Genomic DNA, 19,598 nt, shown 5'->3' with positions numbered 1-19,598 from the left:
ACGCGCCTAGGGGAGCGTAACGACTGCTGCGGCGTACACGAGACCCGCCCCGAACCCGATGATCAGTGCGAGGTCGCCGCTGCGGGCCTCGCCGCTCTCCAACATGCGCTCCATCGCCAGCGGGATGGAGGCCGCGGAGGTGTTGCCGGTCTCGGCGATGTCGCGGGCGACCGGCACCGAGTCGGGCAGCTTGAGCGCCTTGATCATGGCGTCGGTGATGCGCATGTTGGCCTGGTGCGGGATGAACGCGCCGAGCTGGTCGGCGGTGACCCCGGCGGCGTCCAGCGCCTGCTGGGCGACCTTGGCCATCTCCCAGACCGCCCAGCGGAAGACCGGCTGGCCGTCCATCCGCAGGGCCGGCCACTTCGTCTCCTCGCCCACGCCGTTGACGGCGCCGGGCTTGGCGAACGCGGTGTCCCAGGCCTGGGTCTGGGTGATGACCTCGGACTGCGAGCCGTCCGAGCCCCAGATCAGCTTGCCGATGCCGGGGGTGTCGGACGGGCCGACGACCGCGGCGCCGGCGCCGTCGCCGAAGATGAACGCGGTCGAGCGGTCCGACTGGTCGGTCAGGTCGCTGAGCCGCTCGACGCCGATCACCAGCACGTACTCGGCGTTGCCGCCGCGGATCATGCCGTCGGCCAGGCCCAGGCCGTAGCCGAAGCCGGCGCAGGCGGCCGAGATGTCGAAGGCCGGGGCGGTGCCGCAGCCGAGCCGCTCGGCGATCTCGGTGGCGATCGCCGGGGTCTGCTTGAGGTGCGAGACGGTCGCGACGATCACGCCGCCGATCTGGTCCGGGGCGATCCCGGCCTGGGCGATGGCCTTGCCGGCGGCCTGCACCGACATCTCGGCGACGCTCTCCTCCGGGCCGGCCCAGCGGCGCTCGGCGATCCCGCTGCGGGTGCGGATCCACTCGTCCGAGGAGTCGATCCACTCCAGCACCTCGGCGTTGGGGATCACCCGGACCGGGCGGTAGCCGCCCACGCCCAGGATGCGCGAGAACTGCGCCCCGGTCGCGGGCCGGATCTGTGGCTTCGTCATGCCTGGTTCTCCTGGTCCTGACCGCCGTGTTCCGCGACGAGCGCGCGGGCCTTGTCCAGGTCGGCGGGGGTCTTGACGGCAAGCGTTGCCACACCCTTGAGGTTGCGCTTGACCAGTCCGGTGAGGGTGCCCGCCGGGGACAGCTCGATGACGGCGGTCGCGCCGAGTCGGCCCAGGGTCTCCATGCAGAGGTCCCAGCGGACCGGGTTGGAGACCTGCGACACCAGGCGGTCGAGCACCTCGGCGCCGGTGTCCACGACCTCGCCGTCCCGGTTGGAGACGTAGCGCACCTGCGGGTCGGCCACCGTCAGCGTCGGCGCCAGCTTGGCCAGCCGCTCGACCCCCGGGGCCATGTGCTCGGTGTGGAAGGCGCCGGCCACCTTCAGCGCGATCAGCTTGGCACCGGCCGGCGGGTCGGCCCTCAGCGCGTCCAGCTGGGCCAGCGTGCCGGCGGCGACGATCTGGCCGCCGCCGTTGTTGTTGGCCGCCGTCAGGCCGTGCTCGGCGAGCTTCGCCGCGACGGTCTCCGGGTCGCCGCCGAGCACGGCGATCATGCCGGTCTCGGTCACGGCGGCGGCCTCGGCCATCGCCTGGCCGCGCTCGCGGACGAAGGCCAGCGCGTCGTGCGCGCTCAGCACCCCGGCGCCGGCGGCGGCGGTGATCTCGCCGACGCTGTGGCCGGCCACGGCGCCGACCAGCTTGCGGGCGACGTCCTCGTCCGGGAACAGCTCACGGGCGGTCATCAGGCCGGCCGCGACCAGCAGCGGCTGGGCGACGGCGGTGTCCTTGATCTCCTCTGCGGAGGCCTCGGTACCGGCGTGCACCAGGTCGAGCCCGGCGACCTCCGACCAGCCGCGCAGGCGGTCGGCGACACCGTCGAGCTCCAGCCAGGGGCTGAGGAAACCGGGGGTCTGGGCACCCTGTCCAGGGGCGACGATTACGAGCACGGTTCAACCCTCTCTCGCCAGGCGCCCAGGGGCGGGTAGGCGACGGTAACGAAGAAAACCATCCGGGATTGTAAGGTCCCTACATTCGGCTCAACTCGGCTCCCCGGCGGCGGTGAGCCGGCCGAGGGCGAGCGCGATCCGCAGCGTGAACGCCGAACGTACGTCGGACGGGGCGTACCCCGTGACATCGGTCACACGTCGTAGCCGGTAGCGCACCGTGTTGGGGTGGACGAAGAGCATCCGGGCGGCGCCCTCCAGCGAGGAGGCCTGCTCCAGGTAGACGCTCAGCGTTTCCAGCAGCGCCGAGCCGGCTTCGTCCAGCGGTGTGTAGATCTCCTCCACCAGCTGGCGGCGGGCGGCCTGGTCGCCGGCCAGCGCCCGCTCGGGCAGCAGGTCGTCGGCCAGCACCGGGCGGGGGGCGTCCGGCCAGGCGGCGCAGGCGCGCAGGCCGGCCGCGGCGGCGTGCGCCGAGCGGGTCGCCGAGAGCAGGTCCGGCACGGTCGGGCCGACCACCACCGGGCCCGGCGCGAACTGGCCGATCAGCGCCCGGGCCGCGTGCACCGGCTCCTTGTCGCCGCCGACCACGACCACCAGGCGCTTGCCCAGCACCCCGGTCAGCACGTGCAGCTTGGCGTACCGGGCGGCCCGGCGGATCGCCTCGACCACCAGCTCGCTGTCACCGTCCGGGGCGCTGCCCATCACCACCCGGACCTGGCTCGGCTGGCCCCAGCCGAGCGCCGCGGCCCGGGACAGCACGCCCTCGTCCGCGTCGCCGGACAGCAGCGAGTTGACCACCAGCGCCTCCAGCCGGGCGTCCCAGGCGCCGCGCGCCTCGGCCGCCTGGGCGTACACCTGGGCGGTGGCGAAGGCGATCTCCCGGGCGTAGACCAGCACGGACTCGCGCATGTCCGACTCGTCGCCGGGGGCGGCCACCTCCTCGATGGCCTCCTCCATCACCTCGATCGTGGTGCGGATCAGCTCGACGGTCTGGCGCAGCGTGATCGCCCTGGTCAGCTCGCGCGGGGCGGTGCCGAAGACGTCCGTGGAGATGGCCTGCGCGGCGTCCGGGTGGCGGTACCACTCGGTGAAGGCCGCGATGCCGGCCTGGGCGACCAGGCCGATCCAGGACCGGTGCTCCGGCGGCATCCGCCGGTACCAGCCGAGCTGGTCGTCCATCCGCGCGATCGCGGCGCTGGCCAGCTTGCCCGAGGACTTCTCCAGCCGCTTGAGCGTCGCCGCCCGGCGCTCGGCCCGCTCGGCCGCGACTCTGCGCTCCTGCGCGGTCAGGCGGGGCGCCGCCCGGCCGGGGCGGTCGCGGCCGGCCCTGGGGGTCGGGCTCTTCCCGGTCGGCTCGGCTGTGGGACTCGGTTCGCTCTTGGAGTTTGCGGAAGCGGCTGGCACAAGGACAAGACTGCCTCACGCGAGTGACTGCTCGTGCACACCCCCCGGCGAACGCGACACGGTGGCACCGGTCACACCCGCTACGGTGGGGTCCGTGACCGACGCCGCCGCCCGCCCCCGCGCCGACCTGCGCCGCACCGTCGAGCGCTACCTCTCCACCCCGGCCGAGGGCGTCGAGACCCGACACGCGTTCTCCTTCTCCGGCCACTACGACCCGAAGAACACGCACTTCGGCGCGTTGCTCGCGTGCAACGAGGAGCTGCTCGCCCCGGGCGCGGGGTTCGAGGAGCACAAGCACCGGGACACCGAGATCCTCACCTGGGTGCTGGAGGGCGCGCTGGCGCACCGGGACTCCCAGGGGCACGGCGGGGTGGTCCGCCCCGGGATGATCCAGCACCTCGGCGCGGGCTCGGGCGTCACCCACACCGAACGCAACGTCGGCGGGGCCGCCGGCCCGGTCCGCTTCGTCCAGATGTGGCTCCAGCCGGACGTGTTCGACGCGCCCCCGGTGTACGGGCTGCGCAGGGTGGAACCGGCCGACGACGGGTTGACGCTGCTCGCCTCCGGCCTGGAACGCGACGCCGGGACGGACGCCCTGCGGCTGCGCCGGAGTGACGCCGCGCTCTGGCTGGCGACCGCGGGGCCGTGGCAGCCGCTGCCCCGACTGCCCGAGGCCGCCTGGCGGTACGCGCATCTGACGGCCGGTTCGCTCGGCTACCGGACGATCCCGGGGCCGAAGGGCGGCGGCCGTTCGATGGCCCCGGGCGACAGCGTGCGGATCACCGGCGACGCCTTCGCCGACCCGACGGCCGGCGAGACCGGCGCCGAACTCCTGCTCTGGGAGATGCACTCGCCGGTCTCGTACGGCTGACGGCGTCCTACCGGACCTCGGCCAGCACCGCGTCCGAGAAGGCCGGCCAGACCTCGGCGGCCCACGGGCCGAAGTCCCGGTCGGTGAGCGCGACGCAGGCCACGCCGGCCTCCGGGTCGACCCACAGGAAGGTGCCGGACTGGCCGAAGTGGCCGAAGGTGGCGGGCGAGTTGGCGGTGCCCGTCCAGTGCGGGGACTTGCCGTCGCGGATCTCGAAGCCGAGGCCCCAGTCGTTCGGGCGGCGGTGGCCGTAGCCGGGCAGGACGCCGCTGGTGCCCGGGAAGGCGACCTCGCGGGTGGCCTGCCGGACGGTGGACGGGTCCAGCAGCTTCGGGGACTGCAGTTCGGCGGCGAACCGGACCAGGTCCGCGACCGTGGACAGGCCGCCGGCGCCGGCCGGGGACTTGTGCGCCGTGTTGAGCAGCGTGTCGTGCATGCCCAGCGGCTCGAACACCGCCTCGGCGGCGTACCGGGAGAACTCGATCCCGGCGGCGTCGGACAGCGTCCGCGCCAGCGCGTGGAAGCCCGCGTTGGAGTACAGCCGGCGGTTGCCGGGCTCCGCGAACACCCGGTCCTCGTCGAAGCCCAGGCCGGAGGTGTGCGCGAGCAGGTGGCGGACGGTCGAGCCGGCCGGCCCGGCCGGGTCGTCCAGCTCGAAGACGCCCTCCTCGACCGCGACCAGCACCGCGTACGAGGTGAGCAGCTTGGTCACCGACGCCAGCGGGAACAGGTGCTGCTGCGGCCCGTACGTGCCCAGCACCGCGCCGTCCGCCCCCCGGACCACCGCCGCCGCGGCGTGGGGCACCGGCCAGTTCTCGATCATCCGCAAGCTCTCCATGCGCCCGACTCTAACGAAGGCCCGAAAACAGGTGGCGGGAACACCCGGCTGAGAGGCTTGCTTGGAGTGCACTCCAACTCGATAGCGTCGTTGTCACCGCTCACCACAGGGGGTAACCGATCATGGCCACGCTCGCACCCGTTGAACTCGACCTGCAGAGCTGCGCCGAGGTCTTCCACCGTCCGGTCGGCGATCCGGACCGGACACCGCGGCACCCGATCAGCGAGGTCGCCGCGGCCAGCGGACTCACCGCCCACACGCTGCGCTGGTACGAACGGATCGGCCTGCTCGACCCGGTCGACCGCTCCGCCAGCGGCCAGCGCCGCTACCGCGACGCCGACCTGCACCGGCTGGCCTTCCTGGGCCGGCTGCGGCTGACCGGCATGCCGATCGCCGACATGCTCCGCTACGTGGAGCTGGCCCGCCAGGGTGAGCGGACCTTCGAGGCGCGACGTCAGCTGCTGGTCGACCAGCGTGCGGAGGTCCGCCAGCGTGTCGCCGACCTCCAGGCCACTCTCGCCGTCCTCGACTACAAGATCGACCTGTACTCCGGCCGGATCGCCGCGTCCGAGGGACCGGCGGTCTGCCGCTACGAGTAGCCGCCACCAGCACGCCGTACGCAGAGGAAGAAGCAGAGCCAATGACCGTCCCCACCCTCCCCACCGTCCGACTCGGCGCCGACGGCCCGTCCGTGGGCGTCCAGGGCCTCGGCTGCATGGGCATGAGCGAGTTCTACGGCCCGACCGACCGTACCGAGGCGCTCGCCACCCTGGACGCCGCCCTGGAGGCCGGCGTCACCCTGTTCGACACCGCCGACGCCTACGGCTTCGGCCGCAACGAGGAGCTGATCGGCCCCTTCATCCGGGCCAACCGCGACAAGGTGGTGCTCGCCACCAAGTTCGCCCTCGAACGCAAGGAGGAGGACCCGTCCTACCGCGGCATCCGCAACGACCCGGCGTACATCCGGGCCGCCGCGGACGCCTCGCTGCGCCGCCTCGGCGTGGACGAGATCGACCTCTACTACATGCACCGCCGTGACCCGGCCGTGCCGCTGGCCGAATCGGTCGGTGCCATGGCCGAGCTGGTCCAGGCCGGCAAGGTGCGCCGGCTGGGCCTGTCCGAGGTGACCGGCGCCGAGCTGCGCGAGGCGCACGCGATCCACCCGATCGCCGCGCTGCAGTCCGAGTGGTCGGTGTTCGCCCGGGACGTCGAGCGCACGGCGGTGCCGGCCGCGGCCGAACTGGGCGTCGCCTTCGTGCCGTACTCGCCGCTCGGCCGGGGTTTTCTGACCGGCTCGTTCCAGGCCGCCGAGCAGCTCGCGGCCGACGACGTCCGGCGCACCCAGCCGCGCTTCACCGGCGCAAACGCGGCGGCCAACGCCGAACTCCTGGCGCCGCTGCGGGAGATCGCGACGGCCCGCGGGGTGACCCTCGCACAGGTCGCGCTGGCCTGGGTCCACCAGCGGGCGGAGGTGCACGGGCTGACCGTCGTGCCGATCCCCGGCACCCGCAAGCGCAGCCGGCTCGCCGAGAACACCGCGGCCGCCACGCTGCGGCTCACCGCCGGGGAACTGGCCCTGCTGGAGCCGGTGGCGGGCGAGGTGGCCGGGGACCGCTACCCGGACATGCGCCTCACCCAGGTCGGGCGGGAGTAGGTCCGGTGTCCGGTGGGGGGAGCGGCCGCCCGGGCCGCTCCCCCCACCACCGCCGGAACAGGGCCTGAACCGGGTGGGCGCCGCTCAGACCTCCCGGCCCAGCCAGGCGGCCAGCCGGGTGTGCACGTCGGCGTCCGGGGCGACCGGCCGCACCGCGGCGAACGGGACGGGGCCGCCGCGGTGTTCGGCCGACAGGACGGCTTCGGCGACGGCCAGCGCGGCGTGTGCCAGCGCGTCGTCCAAGGGTTGGTCGGAGCCGAGCGCGCGGGCGATGTCCCAGGTGTGGGCGACCGTCTCCATCAGGTAGCCGCCGACCGCGATCCGGCCGGGCACCACGCCCCAGGGCGCGTGGGTCGGGCGCTCCAGCGCGGCGTCGTCCGCCCAGGCCGCGGCGGCCCGGGCGCGGGCCCGGTCCAGCGCGCCCGGCCAGGCGTCGTCCGGCAGGTCCCCGGTGGCCGCGACGACGTCCTCGGCCCGGCCCCCCTCGCCCAGGTACGCGAACCGGTGGACGCCGCCGACCACGTGGCCCAGCAGCTGGCGCAGCGTGAACTCGGTGCACGGGGTGGGCCGGTCGAGGGCCTCCGGGGTGATCTCGGCGAACAGCTTCTCCAACTGGCCGAGGGCGAGCAGGTACTGCGGGCGGGCGTCCTGGACGGAGGTCACGTGGAGTCAGCTCCCTGATGTCGGGCGGGCTTTCGGTCTCGGACGGCAATCTCCCAGTAAAACCTGACAACCGCCGTCAGGATTGCTGGGATTCTGCTGCCATGAAGGCCGACCGCCTGCTCTCGATCCTGCTCCTGCTCCAGACCCGCGGCCGGGTGTCCGCCACCGAACTGGCCGAGCGCCTGGAGGTGTCCGTCCGCACCATCTACCGCGACGTGGAGTCGCTCTCCGCCGCCGGCGTGCCCGTGTTCACCGAACGCGGCCGGCACGGCGGCATCAGCCTGCTGCCCGGCTACCGCACCGACGTCACCGGCCTGACCGCGGACGAGGCCCGGGCCCTGTTCGTGCTCTCCGCCCAGGGCGCGCACAGCGACCTCGGGCTGGACGGCGCGCTCGGCTCGGCGCTGCGCAAGGTGATGGCCGCGCTGCCGGCCCCGCACCGCCCGGCCGCGGAGCGGGTCACCGAGCGCATCCTGGTCGACCCGGCCCGCTGGATGCAGAGCGGCCCGGCGGCCGGTGCCGCGGCCGGCCCGGAACTGGGCGAACTGCAGTACGCGGTGTTCGCCGACCGGCGGTTGCGGCTGCGCTACCGGCACAGCGGCACGCCCGCGCCGGTGGAGTACACCGTCGACCCGTACGGGCTGGTGAGCAAGGCCTCGGTCTGGTACCTGGTGGCCGATCTGCACGGTGAGCCCCGGCTGTTCCGGGCCGACCGGGTACTGGCCGCCGAGACCACCGACGAGGCGGTGCGCCGCCGTCCCGGGGTGGGGCTCGGGGACGCCTGGGCGGTGCTGCGCGAGCAGGTGGAGCGGCTGCCGAAGGAACTGCCGGTGCGGGTGCGGGTGCGGCGCGGGCGGCTGGACATGTTCGTCCGCATCCACGGCGGCCGGGTCACCACGCCGCCGCCGGAGGGGGGTGCCGGGCCGGCCGAGGAGTGGGTCGAGGTGGCGATGGTCTTCCCGGCGCCGGCGGCCGTCCGCTCGCTGCTCGCCTTCGGCGCGGACGTCGAGGTGCTGGGCCCGCCCGCGGCCCGCCGCGAGCTGGCCCGGGCGGCGGCGGACGCCCTGCGCCTCTACCAGGACTGAGGCGGGCCGGAGCCCCAGGGCTGCATCAGGAGCTCGGGGCGGGCCGGACGACGTCCTGGTAGTGGCCGAGCGAGATCGCCGCGAAGTTGTGCAGGCTGTCGGTGCCCTCGGTGAAGTAGCCGTTGTGGCCGACCGCGCGGGCCGAGGAGATCTGCTCGGCGCCGAAGCCGCTGCCGGTCGGGTCGGCGCCGTGGCCGAGTCCGCCGACCTCCAGGTACGGGACGTTGCCGATCCAGTCGCTGGGGTTGCGGGTGGCCCAGACGTGCACGCCGGTGCCCAGCTCGCTGGTGCTCTGTACGCCCATGCCGGGGCTGCCGAACACCATCAGGTCGGTGACCCCGGAGACGTCGGAGGGCGAGGCGGCCGCGCGCGGGATCTCGGGGGCGGCGTTGCCGCAGACCACGGAGCCGTACGAGTGGCAGAGCAGGGCCGGGGGCGCGTCCGGCCGGGTGGTCTCCTTGAGCCCGGCGAGCAGCCGCTGCAGCCGGGGCGCGCCGACGTCGGCGAGCCGGGAGGTGACGGCGTCCGGGCCGAGGCCGGAGGGGGTGACGTAGCCGGTCCAGGCGATCACCGCGGTGCGGGTGTTCGGCGCCTGCTTCTGCTCTTCGGTGTACAGCGCGCGGGCCATGCCGGCGGGGGAGCGCAGCGGTTCGACGGTCTGGTCGAAGTGGCCGAGGTCGGCGTCCGAGCCGGGCACCAGGACGGAGATCCGCTCGGCGTCGGCGAGGTCGCCCCACACCTCGGAGACCAGGCCGCGGCCGCGCGGGTCGAAGGCGAGGACCTGGCGGTCGGGGGAGAGCAGGTGCTCGACGTCGTTGGCGCGGGAGACGGCCAGCTGGCGGGTGTCGGAGTCGAGCTTCGGGTCGGCGGCGCGGGCCCGGGCGTGGTCGCGCTCGGCGGTCAGCGCGATCTTGTTGGCGCGGTAGCGCAGGCCCAGCGGGGCGCCGTCGAAGTTGCCGACGACCAGCGGGTAGTCCTGGATCAGCCGGTCCAGCTCGGTGGGGGCGAGCGAGGCGAAGAACTCGGCGGCGGCGGCCGGGCTGGTGGTGGCCGGGTCGGGCAGGGTGCGGCCGAAGGTGTGGTCCTGGACCCAGGCGGCGCTGCCGGCCGGGGGCGTGGAGATCGCCAGCTGCTCGGTGGAGGCGGCCGCCTGGGCCGCCGCGGCGCCGGCGTCGGCGAGCACGGCACAACCCGCGAACGCCCCGATCAGTACCCGCTTCCAGCGTCGACGGTTGCGCACCGCACCAACTCCCTTGGGGCCCGTCACCGTTTCTCGGGCGGTGCCCGGAGGGTGCGACAAGACTGCTTGCTTCCCTGCGCAAGCCTAGGGTGCCCGGGGAGGTGACGCGCCCGCCCAAACTGTGGGATGGATCACATGAACCGGCGGTGTCGTTTCGGCGTCAGGGCGTGTCGTGCGCGTCGAACTCGCGCAGCATGCGCTTGGGTGCCGTCCGGCGCCAGGCCTCCACGACCAGGTCGCGCAGTTCCTCCGGGTCGACGCGGTCCAGCCGGACGCTCACCCAGCCGTGTCGTCCGACGTACGGGGCGCTGGAGAACACCTCGGGCTCGGCGGCCAGCAGTTCGGCCTGGTCCGCGGGGGAGGCCTTGACGGTGACCGCCAGGCCCCCGGGGGCGCCCATCGCGAAGATCCGGCCGCGCACCCGCAGGGTCTCGATGTCCCAGGTCGGTTCCTGCGCGGCCTCCGGCAGGGCGAGCGCCATCGCGCGGAACTCCTCGAACGTCACCATGGCGGCAGGTTAGAGCACGGCGCCGACAACGCGCCCCCGGTGCGCGCGAGGCGTACCGGGGGCGGGCGGGCCGGTCTGGCCGATGTGGCCGATGCGGCCGGTCAGCCCAGCGAGGCCCAGGCGTCGCAGGAGCGGTCGCCGGAGACTAGTCGGTCGGGGTGGCCGCTGCCGTCGGCGATCGAGATCCGGCGGTAGCTCTGGCCGCAGAACGCCCAGTACTCGCTCTGGCCGCCGACCCGTTGGCAGTCCGGGACGGGCAGGAAGCAGTCCACCCGGCTCAGGCCGTTCAGCGAGCCCCACTGGGAGATCTCACGGTCGGTGCGCTCGCGGACGTCGGTGTGCGCGGAGCCGTCGGCGATCGAGCAGAGCCGGTACTGCTGGCGGCCGCTGGTGGTGTGGAACACCCAGTACCAGCTCTTCCCGCCGACCCGCTGCTGGTCGGGCACCGGCAGCCAGCAGTCCACCTGGCCGACGCCGCTGAGCGAGCCCCAGGCGGTGAGGTCGCGGTCCGCGCGCTCCAGCGCGGTGGTGTAGCTGCCGCCGCCGCAGGTGATCGAGACGGCCCGGTACTGCTGGCGGCCGCTGGTGCTGTGGAACACCCAGTACCAGCTCTTCCCGCCCGGGTTCTGCAGGTCCGGCATCGGCAGGATGCAGTCGACCCGGCCGACGCCCTGCAGACAGGACCAGGTGTTCAGCCAGGTGTCGTCCTCGACCTTGCGGTCGGTGTGCGCGGAGCCGTCGGCCACCGAGATCAGCCGGCACCGGTCGCCGTGGAACGCCCAGTACTGGCTCTGACCGCCCCGGCGCTGCTGGTCCGGGACGGGGAGGAACTCGTCGCACGGGTACGCCTTCACCGGCTGCGGCTTGGGCTGCTGGCCGCCGCCCGGCTGCTGGGTCTGCCCGGTCTGCCCGCCCTGGCCGGTGGTCTGCCCGCCGCCCTGGGGGGTGAGCCGGCCGTCGCAGAGCGCCTTCAACACGCTGATGGACGGCATGAAGGCGTACACCGAGCCGGTGGTCTGCACGAACTGCTGGAAGCTCACCGGGGTGTGCCTGATCGTGCCGTCCTGGTCCCGGCTCTCGAAGTCGACGTCGGGGGCCTCCTGGGTGACCGGGTCCTTGCCGGGGACGGGCCGCGGCCCCGCGTGCCCGGGCGGGGTGGTGTCCGTCTGACGGTTGGGCGGGAAGTTCGGCTGGTCCATCCAGTCGGCCTGGATGAACTCGAACTGCCGCTGGATGTCGGCCTGGTAGCAGATGAACAGCAGGCCGCGCGGGTCGTCGGGGCCGCCCGGGCCCTCGGACGCCGGGTCGAACGGGGCCCCGTACGGCGTGCCGCGGCGCATGATCCGCCGGCCGTCGAGGTCCTTGGCGGCGAACGGCTCCTTGTCCGGGCTCTCCTGCAGGGCGGCGCGCGGGCTGGTCTTGCGCAGGTGTGACCAGAGCGGGGTGACCAGGCCCTCCAGATCGTCCCGGAAGTCGAAGTCGTTGTCCGAGGCCGCGCTCGGGTTGTTCGGGACGTCCCGGTCCTGGTGCTTGCAGACCGGGGCGCCGGAGCGCCAGCGGCCGACCATCCGGGCGGCCAGCCACTCGGTGGTGGCGCTGTCCGGGACGGCCTTGGCCTGCTTGAGCTCCCGCAGCTTGATCGAGACCTGCGACCACCAGCCGGGGACGTCCTGGGCGAGCCGGCGGATCACCTGGAAGGAGCCGTTGCGCGACCAGACCGGGTACTGGTCCTTCGGGAAGCTGAACGGGTCGTTGTCCTCGCCGCAGACGAACTCGCCGGGCGGGATGAGCCGGGTGCCGGGGTGGCCGTCCAGCTCCTCCGGCCTGGCCGGGGCGGGCCGGTCGAAGTCCCTGATGCCGGGCTCGCTGATGCCGTCCTTGAAGCCGAAGTGCTCCTTGCCGCGGCGGCTGCCCAGCAGGGTCTGGGCGTTCTGCTGGTAGACGATCAGGACGCGCTGCTCGGCGGCCGCGATGCGCTGGGCCTCGATGGCCGCCTGGAGGTCCTTCTCGCTGTCCGCCGAGAGCTTCAGCACGGCGTGGATCGGCTGGTTCTTGCCGTTGCCGAAGAGCCAGTTCTCCGGGGAGTTGTCGCCGGTGTCACCGAGCGCGCCGGCCCGCTTGGCCGAGCCCTCCTTGAACGCCTCCAGGCCGCTGCCGATCGGCGGGGGCGTCACGAACGGGTCGGTGGTGGAGAGCGCGCGCAGGCCCTCGTAGGTGAAGCTGACGCCCAGCCAGGTGGCCTTGAGCGTCTTCGGGTCGTCGCCGCCCGAGGACTTGCGGGCCTCGCTGAACGCCTCGTTGAAGGTGGCGACCTCGCGGGTGGTGGCGATCTGCGGGACCAGTTGGCGCAGCCATTCGCGGGCCCGGCCCGCATCCTCGAACTTGAGGAACAGGACGCTGACGTTGTCCTTCTTGAAGCCGGCGAGGATGTCGCCCTGGATCTCGTCACTCTCGCGCAGTCTCAGATCCGGTGCCATGGGTGGGTTCCTTTCTGGGTGGGGGGTGGTCAGGCCGAGGAGCTGAGCTGGATCCATCTCGCGACGCTGGGTACGCCCTGGTCGTTGAGCAGGAAGAGCATGTACCAGCCGGGCGGCGCGGCCTTGGCGTCCGGCGGGGCCTGGAGCTGGAGCCGGTTGCCGGCCCGGCTGGTGATCCGCAGGTCGAGGTGGCGCTGACTGGTGTTGACCGAGTGGGTGGAGGTGGTCGGCGACAGCAGGACGGCCTTGACGGCCTGGCCCGGGGTGGTGCTGGTGACCGTGAAGGTCTTGTCGTAGCCGACCGGCGAGGTGGGCGGGTTGTCCAGCGCGGGCCGGTCGCCCTGGTGCAGGTAGGCGGGCTCGTAGATCTCGATGGTGCCGTTCATGGTGACCGGGCCCGTGGTGCCGGGGACTCCGCTCACCGTGCCGTTGACGTCCGTGTTGTTGGCCAGCTGCTGGAGTTCGTCGCCGGTCACCATGACGCGTCCGTCCGGCAGGACCACCGCGTTGGAGTGGTAGCCGCGCGGGAGCCGCTGGACCGGGCCGAGCTTCCAGTTGCCCTGGTCGTCGCGCAGTTCGACCTGGCGGTACTTGAGGTCGGCGTTGGGGTTGTACGGGCCGTTGCCGTAGTCGCGGATGTCGTACGCGCCGTTGACGGTCATCAGCCGGCCGTTGGGCAGCAGGAGGGTGTCGTCCTGGGTGCGGCCGAAGGCGCGGGACTTCTCGGCGGTCCAACTGCCGTTGGAGAAGCGCAGGGTGCTCGGGTTGTCGCGGTCGCCGCCGAGGACCAGGGTGGAGTCCGGGCCGTTGACGCCGCCGGGCAGCATCACGGCGGAGCCGTAGTTGCGCTTGCGGCCGTCCGGGCGGGCCGTCAGGTCGCTGCGGGACTCGGCGACCGGGTCGAACTTCCACTGCTCGTTGGGCTGGCGGCCGAAGCCGTAGACGTTGCCGTCGTTGAGCGAGAACAGGTGCGGGTAGTCGGTGGTGAACGGGCCGTCCGCCTTGAACCGGTCCACCGGGGTGTTCCTCGGGGTGTCGTTCTTGCCCTGGGGGACGGGCGAGCCCTTGGCGGGGAAGCGCTCGACCACCGGGGTCGGGGTGCCGTAACCGAGTTCGGACTGGCCGGACATGATCAGCTGCCGGCCGTCGGCGCCGGTCACCACCGAGGGGTACCAGCGGCCGACCGACATGTCGGGGTTGCGGGTCCAGGTCTCGGTCCACGGGTCGAAGATCAGCGAGAGCTTGGCGCCGGTGCCGCCGTTGCCGCCCAGGTTGCCGCCGAAGACGCCGAGCATGCCGTTGGGCAGGAAGGAGTGGCCGGAGCAGAAGAACGGTACCGGGCGGGGCTCGTTGAGGCCGTCCGGCATGTCGGCGACCGGCGGGGTGACCTGCTTGAAGGCGTCCTTGCCGGTGCCCTTGGCCGGGTCCCAGAGGAAGGCCCGGCCGGCGTTCTCCTTGCCGGTGGTCTGGGTGGGGGCGGGCTCCTTCTCCGGGTTGGTCTCGATCCGCTCGAAGGAGAACAGCAGCACCTTGCCGGTGGGCAGCAGCGCGACGTGGTCGCCGAAGTCGGGGGAGGGGAAGTACTCCTTGAACGACCCGAAGACCTTCGGGTCGAAGGCGGCGTTGGTGCTGGACTGGGAGGCCGTCAGCGCGTTGTACCGGTTGGTGCGGGTGGTCTGCGGGTAGTCGCCGATGCCGCGGATGGCGGCGCGGGCCCGGGCGTGCTCCTCGGCGTGCTCGGCGCCGAGCGCGGCGACCTCGTCGTCCCGCATCTCGGCCATCACCCGGGGGGAGGCGACGTGCGGGACGAGGTCGTTCTGCCCGGGGGTGACCGGCCCGCCGTGGGCGGCGACCGGCCCGACGGCGCCGAGCAGGGTGCCGGTGGTGACCGCGCAGACCACGGCGGTGGCCGACAGCCGGCGGCGGGCCCGGGGCCGGGGCTGTGGGCATGCTGGGGACGGGGACATGGAACTCCTCGGAGAAGGGGTGTGCGGGGAGGAGCGGCGAATGCGGACGGACGGGCCGTGGGCGGGCGCGGTCCAGCGATGGTCGCCGACCGTCACAGGACATCACAGTGCGTATCGGTTCGCATGCGGATGCATCCGGGTGTGGACCACCCGCGCCGAACCGTCGGCGGAACGGCCGAAGGGGCGCGGACCGGTCGGTCCGCACCCCTTTCGTGCCTCACCCTCCGGTGCAGGTCACACCATGCCCAGCGCGTACGCGGCGAACAGCGCCGCGCCCGCCGCGGCCAGCGCCTTCCCGGCCCGGGAGAAGGCCGTCCAGGGCCCGTCGAACCGCCGGGTGAACCACCCGATCGCCACCAGCACGGCTCCGAACAGCGGAAGCAGCGCCACCCGGGCGGCCACCCAGCCGACCGAGTCCGGCGCGGTGGTCAGCCCCGGCAGGGCGCCCAGGCCGGCCGCGCCGGGCACCGCCACCGCGAGCATCGCGCTCTGGTGCCAGCAGAAGATCGTCATCGCCGAGAGGTTGACCACCACCACCGGCAGCCACAGCAGCGGACGGCGGGTCAGCAGGCGGCCCAGCCGCTCCCGCAGCAGCACCGCGGCGCCGCACTGCGTCGCCGCCAGGGCCAGCACCAGCAGGGACGGCGGGTGCGAGTTGGTCCGCTCGACCCCGGGCACCCCGACCATGCTGGCCGGGTAGTGGAACACCACCAGCAGGGTGGCGAACAGCGCGCCGCCGCCGAGCAGCAGCACCCGGGCGGTCGGGCGGCCGAGTCGGCCCTGCGCCCACAGCACGCCCAGCTGGTAGCCGAACAGCCAGCCCGGCAGGATGTTCAGCAGCCCGACCCAGGACGGCATCGCCTCCGCCCACGGCCCGTACCGCAGCAGGTCGACCGTGGCGACGGCGGCCACCAGGGCGCCCGCCGACCAGCCGCCCAGCCGGCGCCCGGCCGCCACGCAGAGCGGGGTGAGCGCGGTCAGCCCCAGGTAGACCGCGATGTACCAGAGCGGCTGCACCACCAGCGTCGCGCCGGTCCGCACGGTGTCCGAGGGGACGCCGAGCGCGGGCAGCAGTGCGATCAGCAGCGCCCAGACGGCCGTCACCCCCAGCACCGGGCGCAGCAGCCGCACCGTCCGGCCGCGCATCCACCCCGGGTACGTCACGCCCTTGGCCCGGGCGCGTTCCAGCGACTGGACCGAGGAGTGGCCGCCGACCAGGAAGAACACCCCGAGCATCTGCAGCACCCAGCTGATCGGGGCGAGGCCGCCGAGCGCGGAGAGCGGGCTGGCGTTGTGCAGGGCGCCGTCGGCGGAGAGCGTGAAGCCGCCGAGCAGCCAGTGCCCGACCGGTACGGCGAGCAGGGCGAGGGCGCGCAGCCCGTCCAGGGCGCGGTCGCGGGTCTCGGGGGTGCGCGCGTCGACCTGGCGGGCGGCGCTGCGCAGGGCGGTGAGCGGGTGGGCCATGGTGGTGCTCCTTTCGGTGGCGGGCGGCTAGCGGTCAGCGGCCGAGCGCGACGGCGGCGAAGGCGGCGAGGGAGGCGGTGCCGGGGGCGAAGTAGCCGGCGTGGCCCGCGGATCCGGTGGCGGGCAGCGGGCGGGCGCCGAAGCCGGGGGCGGTCGGGTCGGCGCCGTGGCCCAGGCCGAGCACCGAGACGTAGGGGACCCGGCCGATCCAGTCGGAGTCGTTGCGGGCGGTGGCCCAGAGCGGGACGCGCGGGTCGAGGTCGGCGGCCGAGCCGACGCCCATCCCCGGCGAGCCGAGGACGACCACGCCGGAGGCCTGGTCGGGGCCGGAGCGGGCCAGGCCGCAGACCACCGAGCCGTAGCTGTGGCAGAACACCGTGGCCGGGGCCTGCGGGCGGGTGCTGACGGCGAGTCCGTCGAGCAGCCGGGTGAGCCGCTCGGCCCCGGCTCGGGCCAGGTCCTCGGTGGCGGCGTCCAGGCCGATCCCGAGCGGGGTGGTGTAGCCGGTCCAGGCGATCACGGCGGTCTGCCGGTCGGTGGCCTGGTAGAGCGAGCGGGCCATGCCGGCGGGGGTGCCGTACGGGCTGGAGGCGCGGTCGAAGTTGTGCAGGTCGATGTCGGAGCCGGGGACGACGACGGCGGTGCGGCGAGCGGTGGCGAGGTCGCCGAACACCTCGGCGATCTGGCCGCGGCCGCGCGGGTCGAAGGCGAGGATCTGGCGGCCACCGTCCAGCAGGGTGCGGTAGCGCTCGGCACGGTCGCGGGCGGCCTCGTGGTCCTGCGGGGTGAGCGCCGGGTCGGTGGCCCGGGCGAGTTCGCGGCCGCGTTCGGCGGTGAGGGCCAGGGTGTTGGCCCGGTACCGGAGCCGGACCGGGACGCCGTCCAGGTTGCCGACCACCAGCGGGTGCCGGACGGCCAGCGCGTCCTGCTGAGCGGGCGTCAGCCGGGCGAAGAAGGCCGCGACCTCGGCCGGGGTGGTGGTGACCGGGTCGGGCGGGTGGACGCCGAGCGCGGTGTCGGCCACCCAGGCGGCGCTGCCCGGCGGCGGGCCGGTGACGGCCTGCTGGGCGTCCGCGGAGAAGCCGCCGAGGCCGAGCACCGCGGCGAGGACCACCCCACTGGCCGCGATCGCTCTCCTGACCCGAAACTTCCCCATGTCCGGCCCCTCCCTTGTCCGTTCGACTTCGACGGAGAGGAAGGTAGAAATGCGACGGCCCCGCGGACGTCACACCGCGGGGCCAACTCCCGGGTGCTACCGGGGTATTACTGGGGGTGTAGCACGGGGTACTGCAGGGGGTGCGGCGCGGAGGCTGGCGCGGCGAGCGACGCGGAATGCGGCGCGGAGCACGGCGCCGGGGCGGGCCGCGGGCCTCACTGGCCCGGGGTCACCAGGCCCGACTCGTAGGCGAGGACGACGGCCTGGGCCCGGTCGCGCAGGTCGAGCTTGGCGAGGATGCGCCCGATGTGGGTCTTGACGGTCTGTTCGGCCAGCACCAGCCGGGCGGCGATCTCCTGGTTGGACAGGCCGCGGGCGATCAGCTCCAGTACCTCGGTCTCGCGCGGGGTCAGGCCGTTGAGCCGCAGCTTCGGGTCGCGCCGCCGGGCCGGCCGGTTGCGGGCGAAGTCCTCGATCAGCCGGCGGGTCACCGAGGGGGCGAGCAGCGCCTCGCCGGCCGCGACCACCCGGACCGCGGATATCAGGTCGGCGGGCGGGGCGTCCTTGAGCAGGAAGCCGCTGGCCCCGGCGCGCAGCGCCTCGTACACGTAGTCGTCCACGTCGAAGGTGGTCAGCATCATCACCTTGGGTCGGTGCGCGCCGGGCACGGCCGGGTCGAGCAGCCGGCGGGCCGCCTCCAGGCCGTCCATGACGGGCATGCGGACGTCCATCAGCACCAGGTCCGGGTGGGTGCGGCCGCTCACCTCCAGGGCCTGCGCGCCGTCCGCCGCGTCCCCCACCACGTCGATGTCGCTCTGGGCGTTGAGCAGGGCGGCGAAGCCGGCCCGCACCATGGCCTGGTCGTCGACGATGATCACGCGGATGGTCATGCGGGTTTCTCCCGGGGGGTTTCGAGGGGCAGGACGGCGGCCACCTTGTAGCCGCCGTCGGGCATCGGGCCGGTCTCCAGCCTGCCACCGACCAGCCGGGCGCGTTCCCGCATTCCGATCAGTCCCTGCCCGGTGCCCTCCATGGAGGCCTCCAACGACTCGGTGTGCTTCGGCGGCGGCGTGTTCACCACGGTCAGCAGCAGGGTGGGGCCCTCGTCGACCAGGCAGACCCGGACCTTCGAACCGGGCGCGTGGCGCACCACGTTGGCCAGCGCCTCCTGCACGATCCGGTAGGCGGAGAGGCCGACCGCCTGCGGCACCGCCTCGGCCAGCCTCGGATCCACGGTCAGCTCGGCCGGGACCCCGGCCCGTCCCACCGTCTCGATCAGCTGGGGCAGTTGCGCGATCCCGGGCTGCGGCACCTTCTCGGCGGCGGACTCCTCGCTGCGCAGCACGCCCAGCAGCCGGCGCATCTCGGCCAGCGACTCGCGCGCGGTGCCGGCGATGGCGGTGAACTCCTCGCTGGCCTCGGCCGGTACGCCGGTGATCCGGTACGGCGCGCTGGCCGCCTGAACGGCGATCACCGACATGTGGTGGGCCACCACGTCGTGCAGCTCCCGCGCGATCCGGGCACGCTCCTCCAGCAGGGTGCGCCGCTCGCGTTCGGCCTCGCTGATGTGCTCCTGTTCGGCGAGCAGCCGGCGGGCCTCGGTGCGGTCCTGGACGGCCCAGCCCAGCAGCAGGGCGGCGCCGCCGAGGGCGACCAGCAGCATGGTGGTGCCGTCGTCGGCGTGCGGGAAGCCGAGCGTGGTGGCGAGGAGGGTGAGCAGGATCGTGGCGATCCAGACCGAGATCAGGGTGGCCCGGCTCTCCCGCAGCGCGAGCGCGATCAGCAGGAAGACGTACGCCAGGATCATCGGCGCCGTCCACGGCCAGGTGCCGCCGTGCTGGTCGTACCGGGCGGTGATGGAGGCCGTGGTGACCAGGGTGGCCGCGCTGATCCACCAGGCGGCCAGCGGCCGGGTGATGGCGAGCAGCAGCGGCGCGGTCTGGGCGATGGTGAGCGCACCGGCGATCGGCAGGGCGACGTTGTAGTAGCCGACCAGGGCGGCGATCCCGGTGGGGATCAGCGACGCCTGCATGATCAGCGCCACGACGTACGGCAGCCGCCGCAGCCAGGCGCGGGGGGAGTCCCCGAGCAGCGGGGCGTGCCCGCCGGTCGGGGTGGTGAGGTGGAGCCGGAGCGAGCGGAGCAGCCGGACGGTCTGCGCGCGGACTTCGGCCTTGCTGATCGTGTTCATCGCGGGCCAGCCTAGGAGGGTGGTGTCCGCCCGTCGTCGCACTGGGGTCGAACATCGGGGGTGCTACCGGGGTAGGGGGTGATACCCGGGTAGTACTG

The 19,598-nt window shown here is 73.8% G+C and carries 17 protein-coding genes; 4 read left to right on the top strand and 13 right to left on the bottom strand.

Annotated features, from left to right (window positions below):
• Nucleotides 1–6: 6 nt before the first annotated feature.
• The 3 genes from ACIOJE_RS08445 to ACIOJE_RS08435 form a co-directional block, all read right to left on the bottom strand.
• The gene (locus tag ACIOJE_RS08445; RefSeq protein ID WP_400774369.1) at nt 7–1,038 is read right to left on the bottom strand and encodes a beta-ketoacyl-ACP synthase III; all 1,032 of its coding nucleotides are present in this window, start codon (nt 1,036–1,038) and stop codon (nt 7–9) included.
• The gene (locus ACIOJE_RS08440; protein ID WP_280676758.1) at nt 1,035–1,985 is read right to left on the bottom strand and encodes an ACP S-malonyltransferase; all 951 of its coding nucleotides are present in this window, start codon (nt 1,983–1,985) and stop codon (nt 1,035–1,037) included. Before ACIOJE_RS08440 ends, ACIOJE_RS08445 begins: the two co-directional genes overlap by 4 nt.
• Before the next feature lie 90 nt (nt 1,986–2,075).
• Nucleotides 2,076–3,272 carry a helix-turn-helix domain-containing protein gene (locus ACIOJE_RS08435; RefSeq protein ID WP_280677216.1) on the bottom strand — a complete coding sequence of 399 codons (1,197 nt, stop codon included), beginning with the start codon at nt 3,270–3,272 and terminating at the stop codon, nt 2,076–2,078.
• Between the two features lie 208 nt (nt 3,273–3,480).
• On the opposite strand from ACIOJE_RS08435, the gene ACIOJE_RS08430 reads away from it, so the two are divergent.
• Nucleotides 3,481–4,257, top strand: a complete 777-nt coding sequence (locus ACIOJE_RS08430) for a pirin family protein (protein WP_280676756.1) — start codon at nt 3,481–3,483, stop codon at nt 4,255–4,257.
• Nucleotides 4,258–4,264: 7 nt separating this feature from the next.
• On the opposite strand, the gene ACIOJE_RS08425 is transcribed toward ACIOJE_RS08430, so the two are convergent.
• Nucleotides 4,265–5,095 (bottom strand): serine hydrolase domain-containing protein, encoded by an 831-nt coding sequence (locus ACIOJE_RS08425; protein WP_400774364.1) that lies wholly within the window; start codon nt 5,093–5,095, stop codon nt 4,265–4,267.
• 122 nt (nt 5,096–5,217) lie between these two features.
• Here ACIOJE_RS08425 and ACIOJE_RS08420 point away from each other — a divergent pair, with 122 nt between their 5' ends.
• Both ACIOJE_RS08420 and ACIOJE_RS08415 read left to right on the top strand, forming a co-directional pair.
• The gene (locus tag ACIOJE_RS08420) at nt 5,218–5,694 is read left to right on the top strand and encodes a MerR family transcriptional regulator (RefSeq protein WP_280676752.1); all 477 of its coding nucleotides are present in this window, start codon (nt 5,218–5,220) and stop codon (nt 5,692–5,694) included.
• 41 nt (nt 5,695–5,735) lie between these two features.
• Complete coding sequence (locus ACIOJE_RS08415) at nt 5,736–6,749, top strand: aldo/keto reductase (protein ID WP_400774361.1); 1,014 nt, start codon at nt 5,736–5,738, stop codon at nt 6,747–6,749.
• 84 nt (nt 6,750–6,833) lie between these two features.
• Here ACIOJE_RS08415 and ACIOJE_RS08410 read toward each other — a convergent pair whose 3' ends face one another.
• Nucleotides 6,834–7,412, bottom strand: a complete 579-nt coding sequence (locus ACIOJE_RS08410) for a TIGR03086 family metal-binding protein (RefSeq protein WP_280676748.1) — start codon at nt 7,410–7,412, stop codon at nt 6,834–6,836.
• A 101-nt stretch (nt 7,413–7,513) separates the two neighbouring features.
• On the opposite strand from ACIOJE_RS08410, the gene ACIOJE_RS08405 reads away from it, so the two are divergent.
• Nucleotides 7,514–8,497, top strand: coding sequence for a YafY family protein (locus tag ACIOJE_RS08405; RefSeq protein ID WP_280676746.1), 984 nt, complete (start codon nt 7,514–7,516; stop codon nt 8,495–8,497).
• Nucleotides 8,498–8,522: 25 nt separating this feature from the next.
• Here ACIOJE_RS08405 and ACIOJE_RS08400 read toward each other — a convergent pair whose 3' ends face one another.
• The 8 genes from ACIOJE_RS08400 to ACIOJE_RS08365 form a co-directional block, all read right to left on the bottom strand.
• Nucleotides 8,523–9,737 carry an alpha/beta hydrolase gene (locus tag ACIOJE_RS08400; RefSeq protein ID WP_280676744.1) on the bottom strand — a complete coding sequence of 405 codons (1,215 nt, stop codon included), beginning with the start codon at nt 9,735–9,737 and terminating at the stop codon, nt 8,523–8,525.
• 160 nt (nt 9,738–9,897) lie between these two features.
• On the bottom strand, nt 9,898–10,245 hold the full coding sequence (locus ACIOJE_RS08395) for an MmcQ/YjbR family DNA-binding protein (RefSeq protein WP_280676742.1): 348 nt from the start codon (nt 10,243–10,245) through the stop codon (nt 9,898–9,900).
• A gap of 101 nt (nt 10,246–10,346) precedes the next feature.
• A complete protein-coding gene (locus ACIOJE_RS08390; protein ID WP_280676740.1) occupies nt 10,347–12,722 on the bottom strand; it encodes a Dyp-type peroxidase in 2,376 nt (791 codons plus the stop codon).
• Nucleotides 12,723–12,751: 29 nt separating this feature from the next.
• On the bottom strand, nt 12,752–14,689 hold the full coding sequence (locus ACIOJE_RS08385) for a galactose oxidase-like domain-containing protein (protein ID WP_400774357.1): 1,938 nt from the start codon (nt 14,687–14,689) through the stop codon (nt 12,752–12,754).
• A 234-nt stretch (nt 14,690–14,923) separates the two neighbouring features.
• Nucleotides 14,924–16,153 carry an acyltransferase gene (locus tag ACIOJE_RS08380; protein ID WP_280676736.1) on the bottom strand — a complete coding sequence of 410 codons (1,230 nt, stop codon included), beginning with the start codon at nt 16,151–16,153 and terminating at the stop codon, nt 14,924–14,926.
• Nucleotides 16,154–16,187: 34 nt separating this feature from the next.
• The gene (locus ACIOJE_RS08375; RefSeq protein WP_400774356.1) at nt 16,188–17,309 is read right to left on the bottom strand and encodes an alpha/beta hydrolase; all 1,122 of its coding nucleotides are present in this window, start codon (nt 17,307–17,309) and stop codon (nt 16,188–16,190) included.
• Between the two features lie 215 nt (nt 17,310–17,524).
• Nucleotides 17,525–18,199: a response regulator transcription factor gene (locus ACIOJE_RS08370; protein WP_280676732.1), complete on the bottom strand. Its 675-nt coding sequence runs from the start codon at nt 18,197–18,199 to the stop codon at nt 17,525–17,527.
• A complete protein-coding gene (locus ACIOJE_RS08365; protein WP_400774353.1) occupies nt 18,196–19,500 on the bottom strand; it encodes a sensor histidine kinase in 1,305 nt (434 codons plus the stop codon). Before ACIOJE_RS08365 ends, ACIOJE_RS08370 begins: the two co-directional genes overlap by 4 nt.
• Nucleotides 19,501–19,598 lie beyond the last annotated feature (98 nt).

It is taken from the genome of Kitasatospora sp. NPDC087861, assembly GCF_044742585.1.
Taxonomy (GTDB): domain Bacteria; phylum Actinomycetota; class Actinomycetes; order Streptomycetales; family Streptomycetaceae; genus Kitasatospora.
Note: the sequence above shows the minus strand (reverse complement) of the source record. Positions and strands in the feature narration are given on the sequence as shown.

Excerpts from the sequence above, each read along its gene's own strand:
- ACIOJE_RS08420 (WP_280676752.1), top strand. The coding sequence starts at position 5,218 with ATGGCCACGCTCGCACCCGTTGAACTCGACCTGCAGAGCTGCGCCGAG.
- ACIOJE_RS08395 (WP_280676742.1), bottom strand. The coding sequence starts at position 10,245 with ATGGTGACGTTCGAGGAGTTCCGCGCGATGGCGCTCGCCCTGCCGGAG.
- ACIOJE_RS08385 (WP_400774357.1), bottom strand. The coding sequence starts at position 14,689 with ATGTCCCCGTCCCCAGCATGCCCACAGCCCCGGCCCCGGGCCCGCCGC.
- ACIOJE_RS08365 (WP_400774353.1), bottom strand. The coding sequence starts at position 19,500 with ATGAACACGATCAGCAAGGCCGAAGTCCGCGCGCAGACCGTCCGGCTG.
- ACIOJE_RS08370 (WP_280676732.1), bottom strand. The coding sequence starts at position 18,199 with ATGACCATCCGCGTGATCATCGTCGACGACCAGGCCATGGTGCGGGCC.
- ACIOJE_RS08380 (WP_280676736.1), bottom strand. The coding sequence starts at position 16,153 with ATGGCCCACCCGCTCACCGCCCTGCGCAGCGCCGCCCGCCAGGTCGAC.
- ACIOJE_RS08375 (WP_400774356.1), bottom strand. The coding sequence starts at position 17,309 with ATGGGGAAGTTTCGGGTCAGGAGAGCGATCGCGGCCAGTGGGGTGGTC.
- ACIOJE_RS08445 (WP_400774369.1), bottom strand. The coding sequence starts at position 1,038 with ATGACGAAGCCACAGATCCGGCCCGCGACCGGGGCGCAGTTCTCGCGC.
- ACIOJE_RS08405 (WP_280676746.1), top strand. The coding sequence starts at position 7,514 with ATGAAGGCCGACCGCCTGCTCTCGATCCTGCTCCTGCTCCAGACCCGC.
- ACIOJE_RS08425 (WP_400774364.1), bottom strand. The coding sequence starts at position 5,095 with ATGGAGAGCTTGCGGATGATCGAGAACTGGCCGGTGCCCCACGCCGCG.
- ACIOJE_RS08415 (WP_400774361.1), top strand. The coding sequence starts at position 5,736 with ATGACCGTCCCCACCCTCCCCACCGTCCGACTCGGCGCCGACGGCCCG.
- ACIOJE_RS08390 (WP_280676740.1), bottom strand. The coding sequence starts at position 12,722 with ATGGCACCGGATCTGAGACTGCGCGAGAGTGACGAGATCCAGGGCGAC.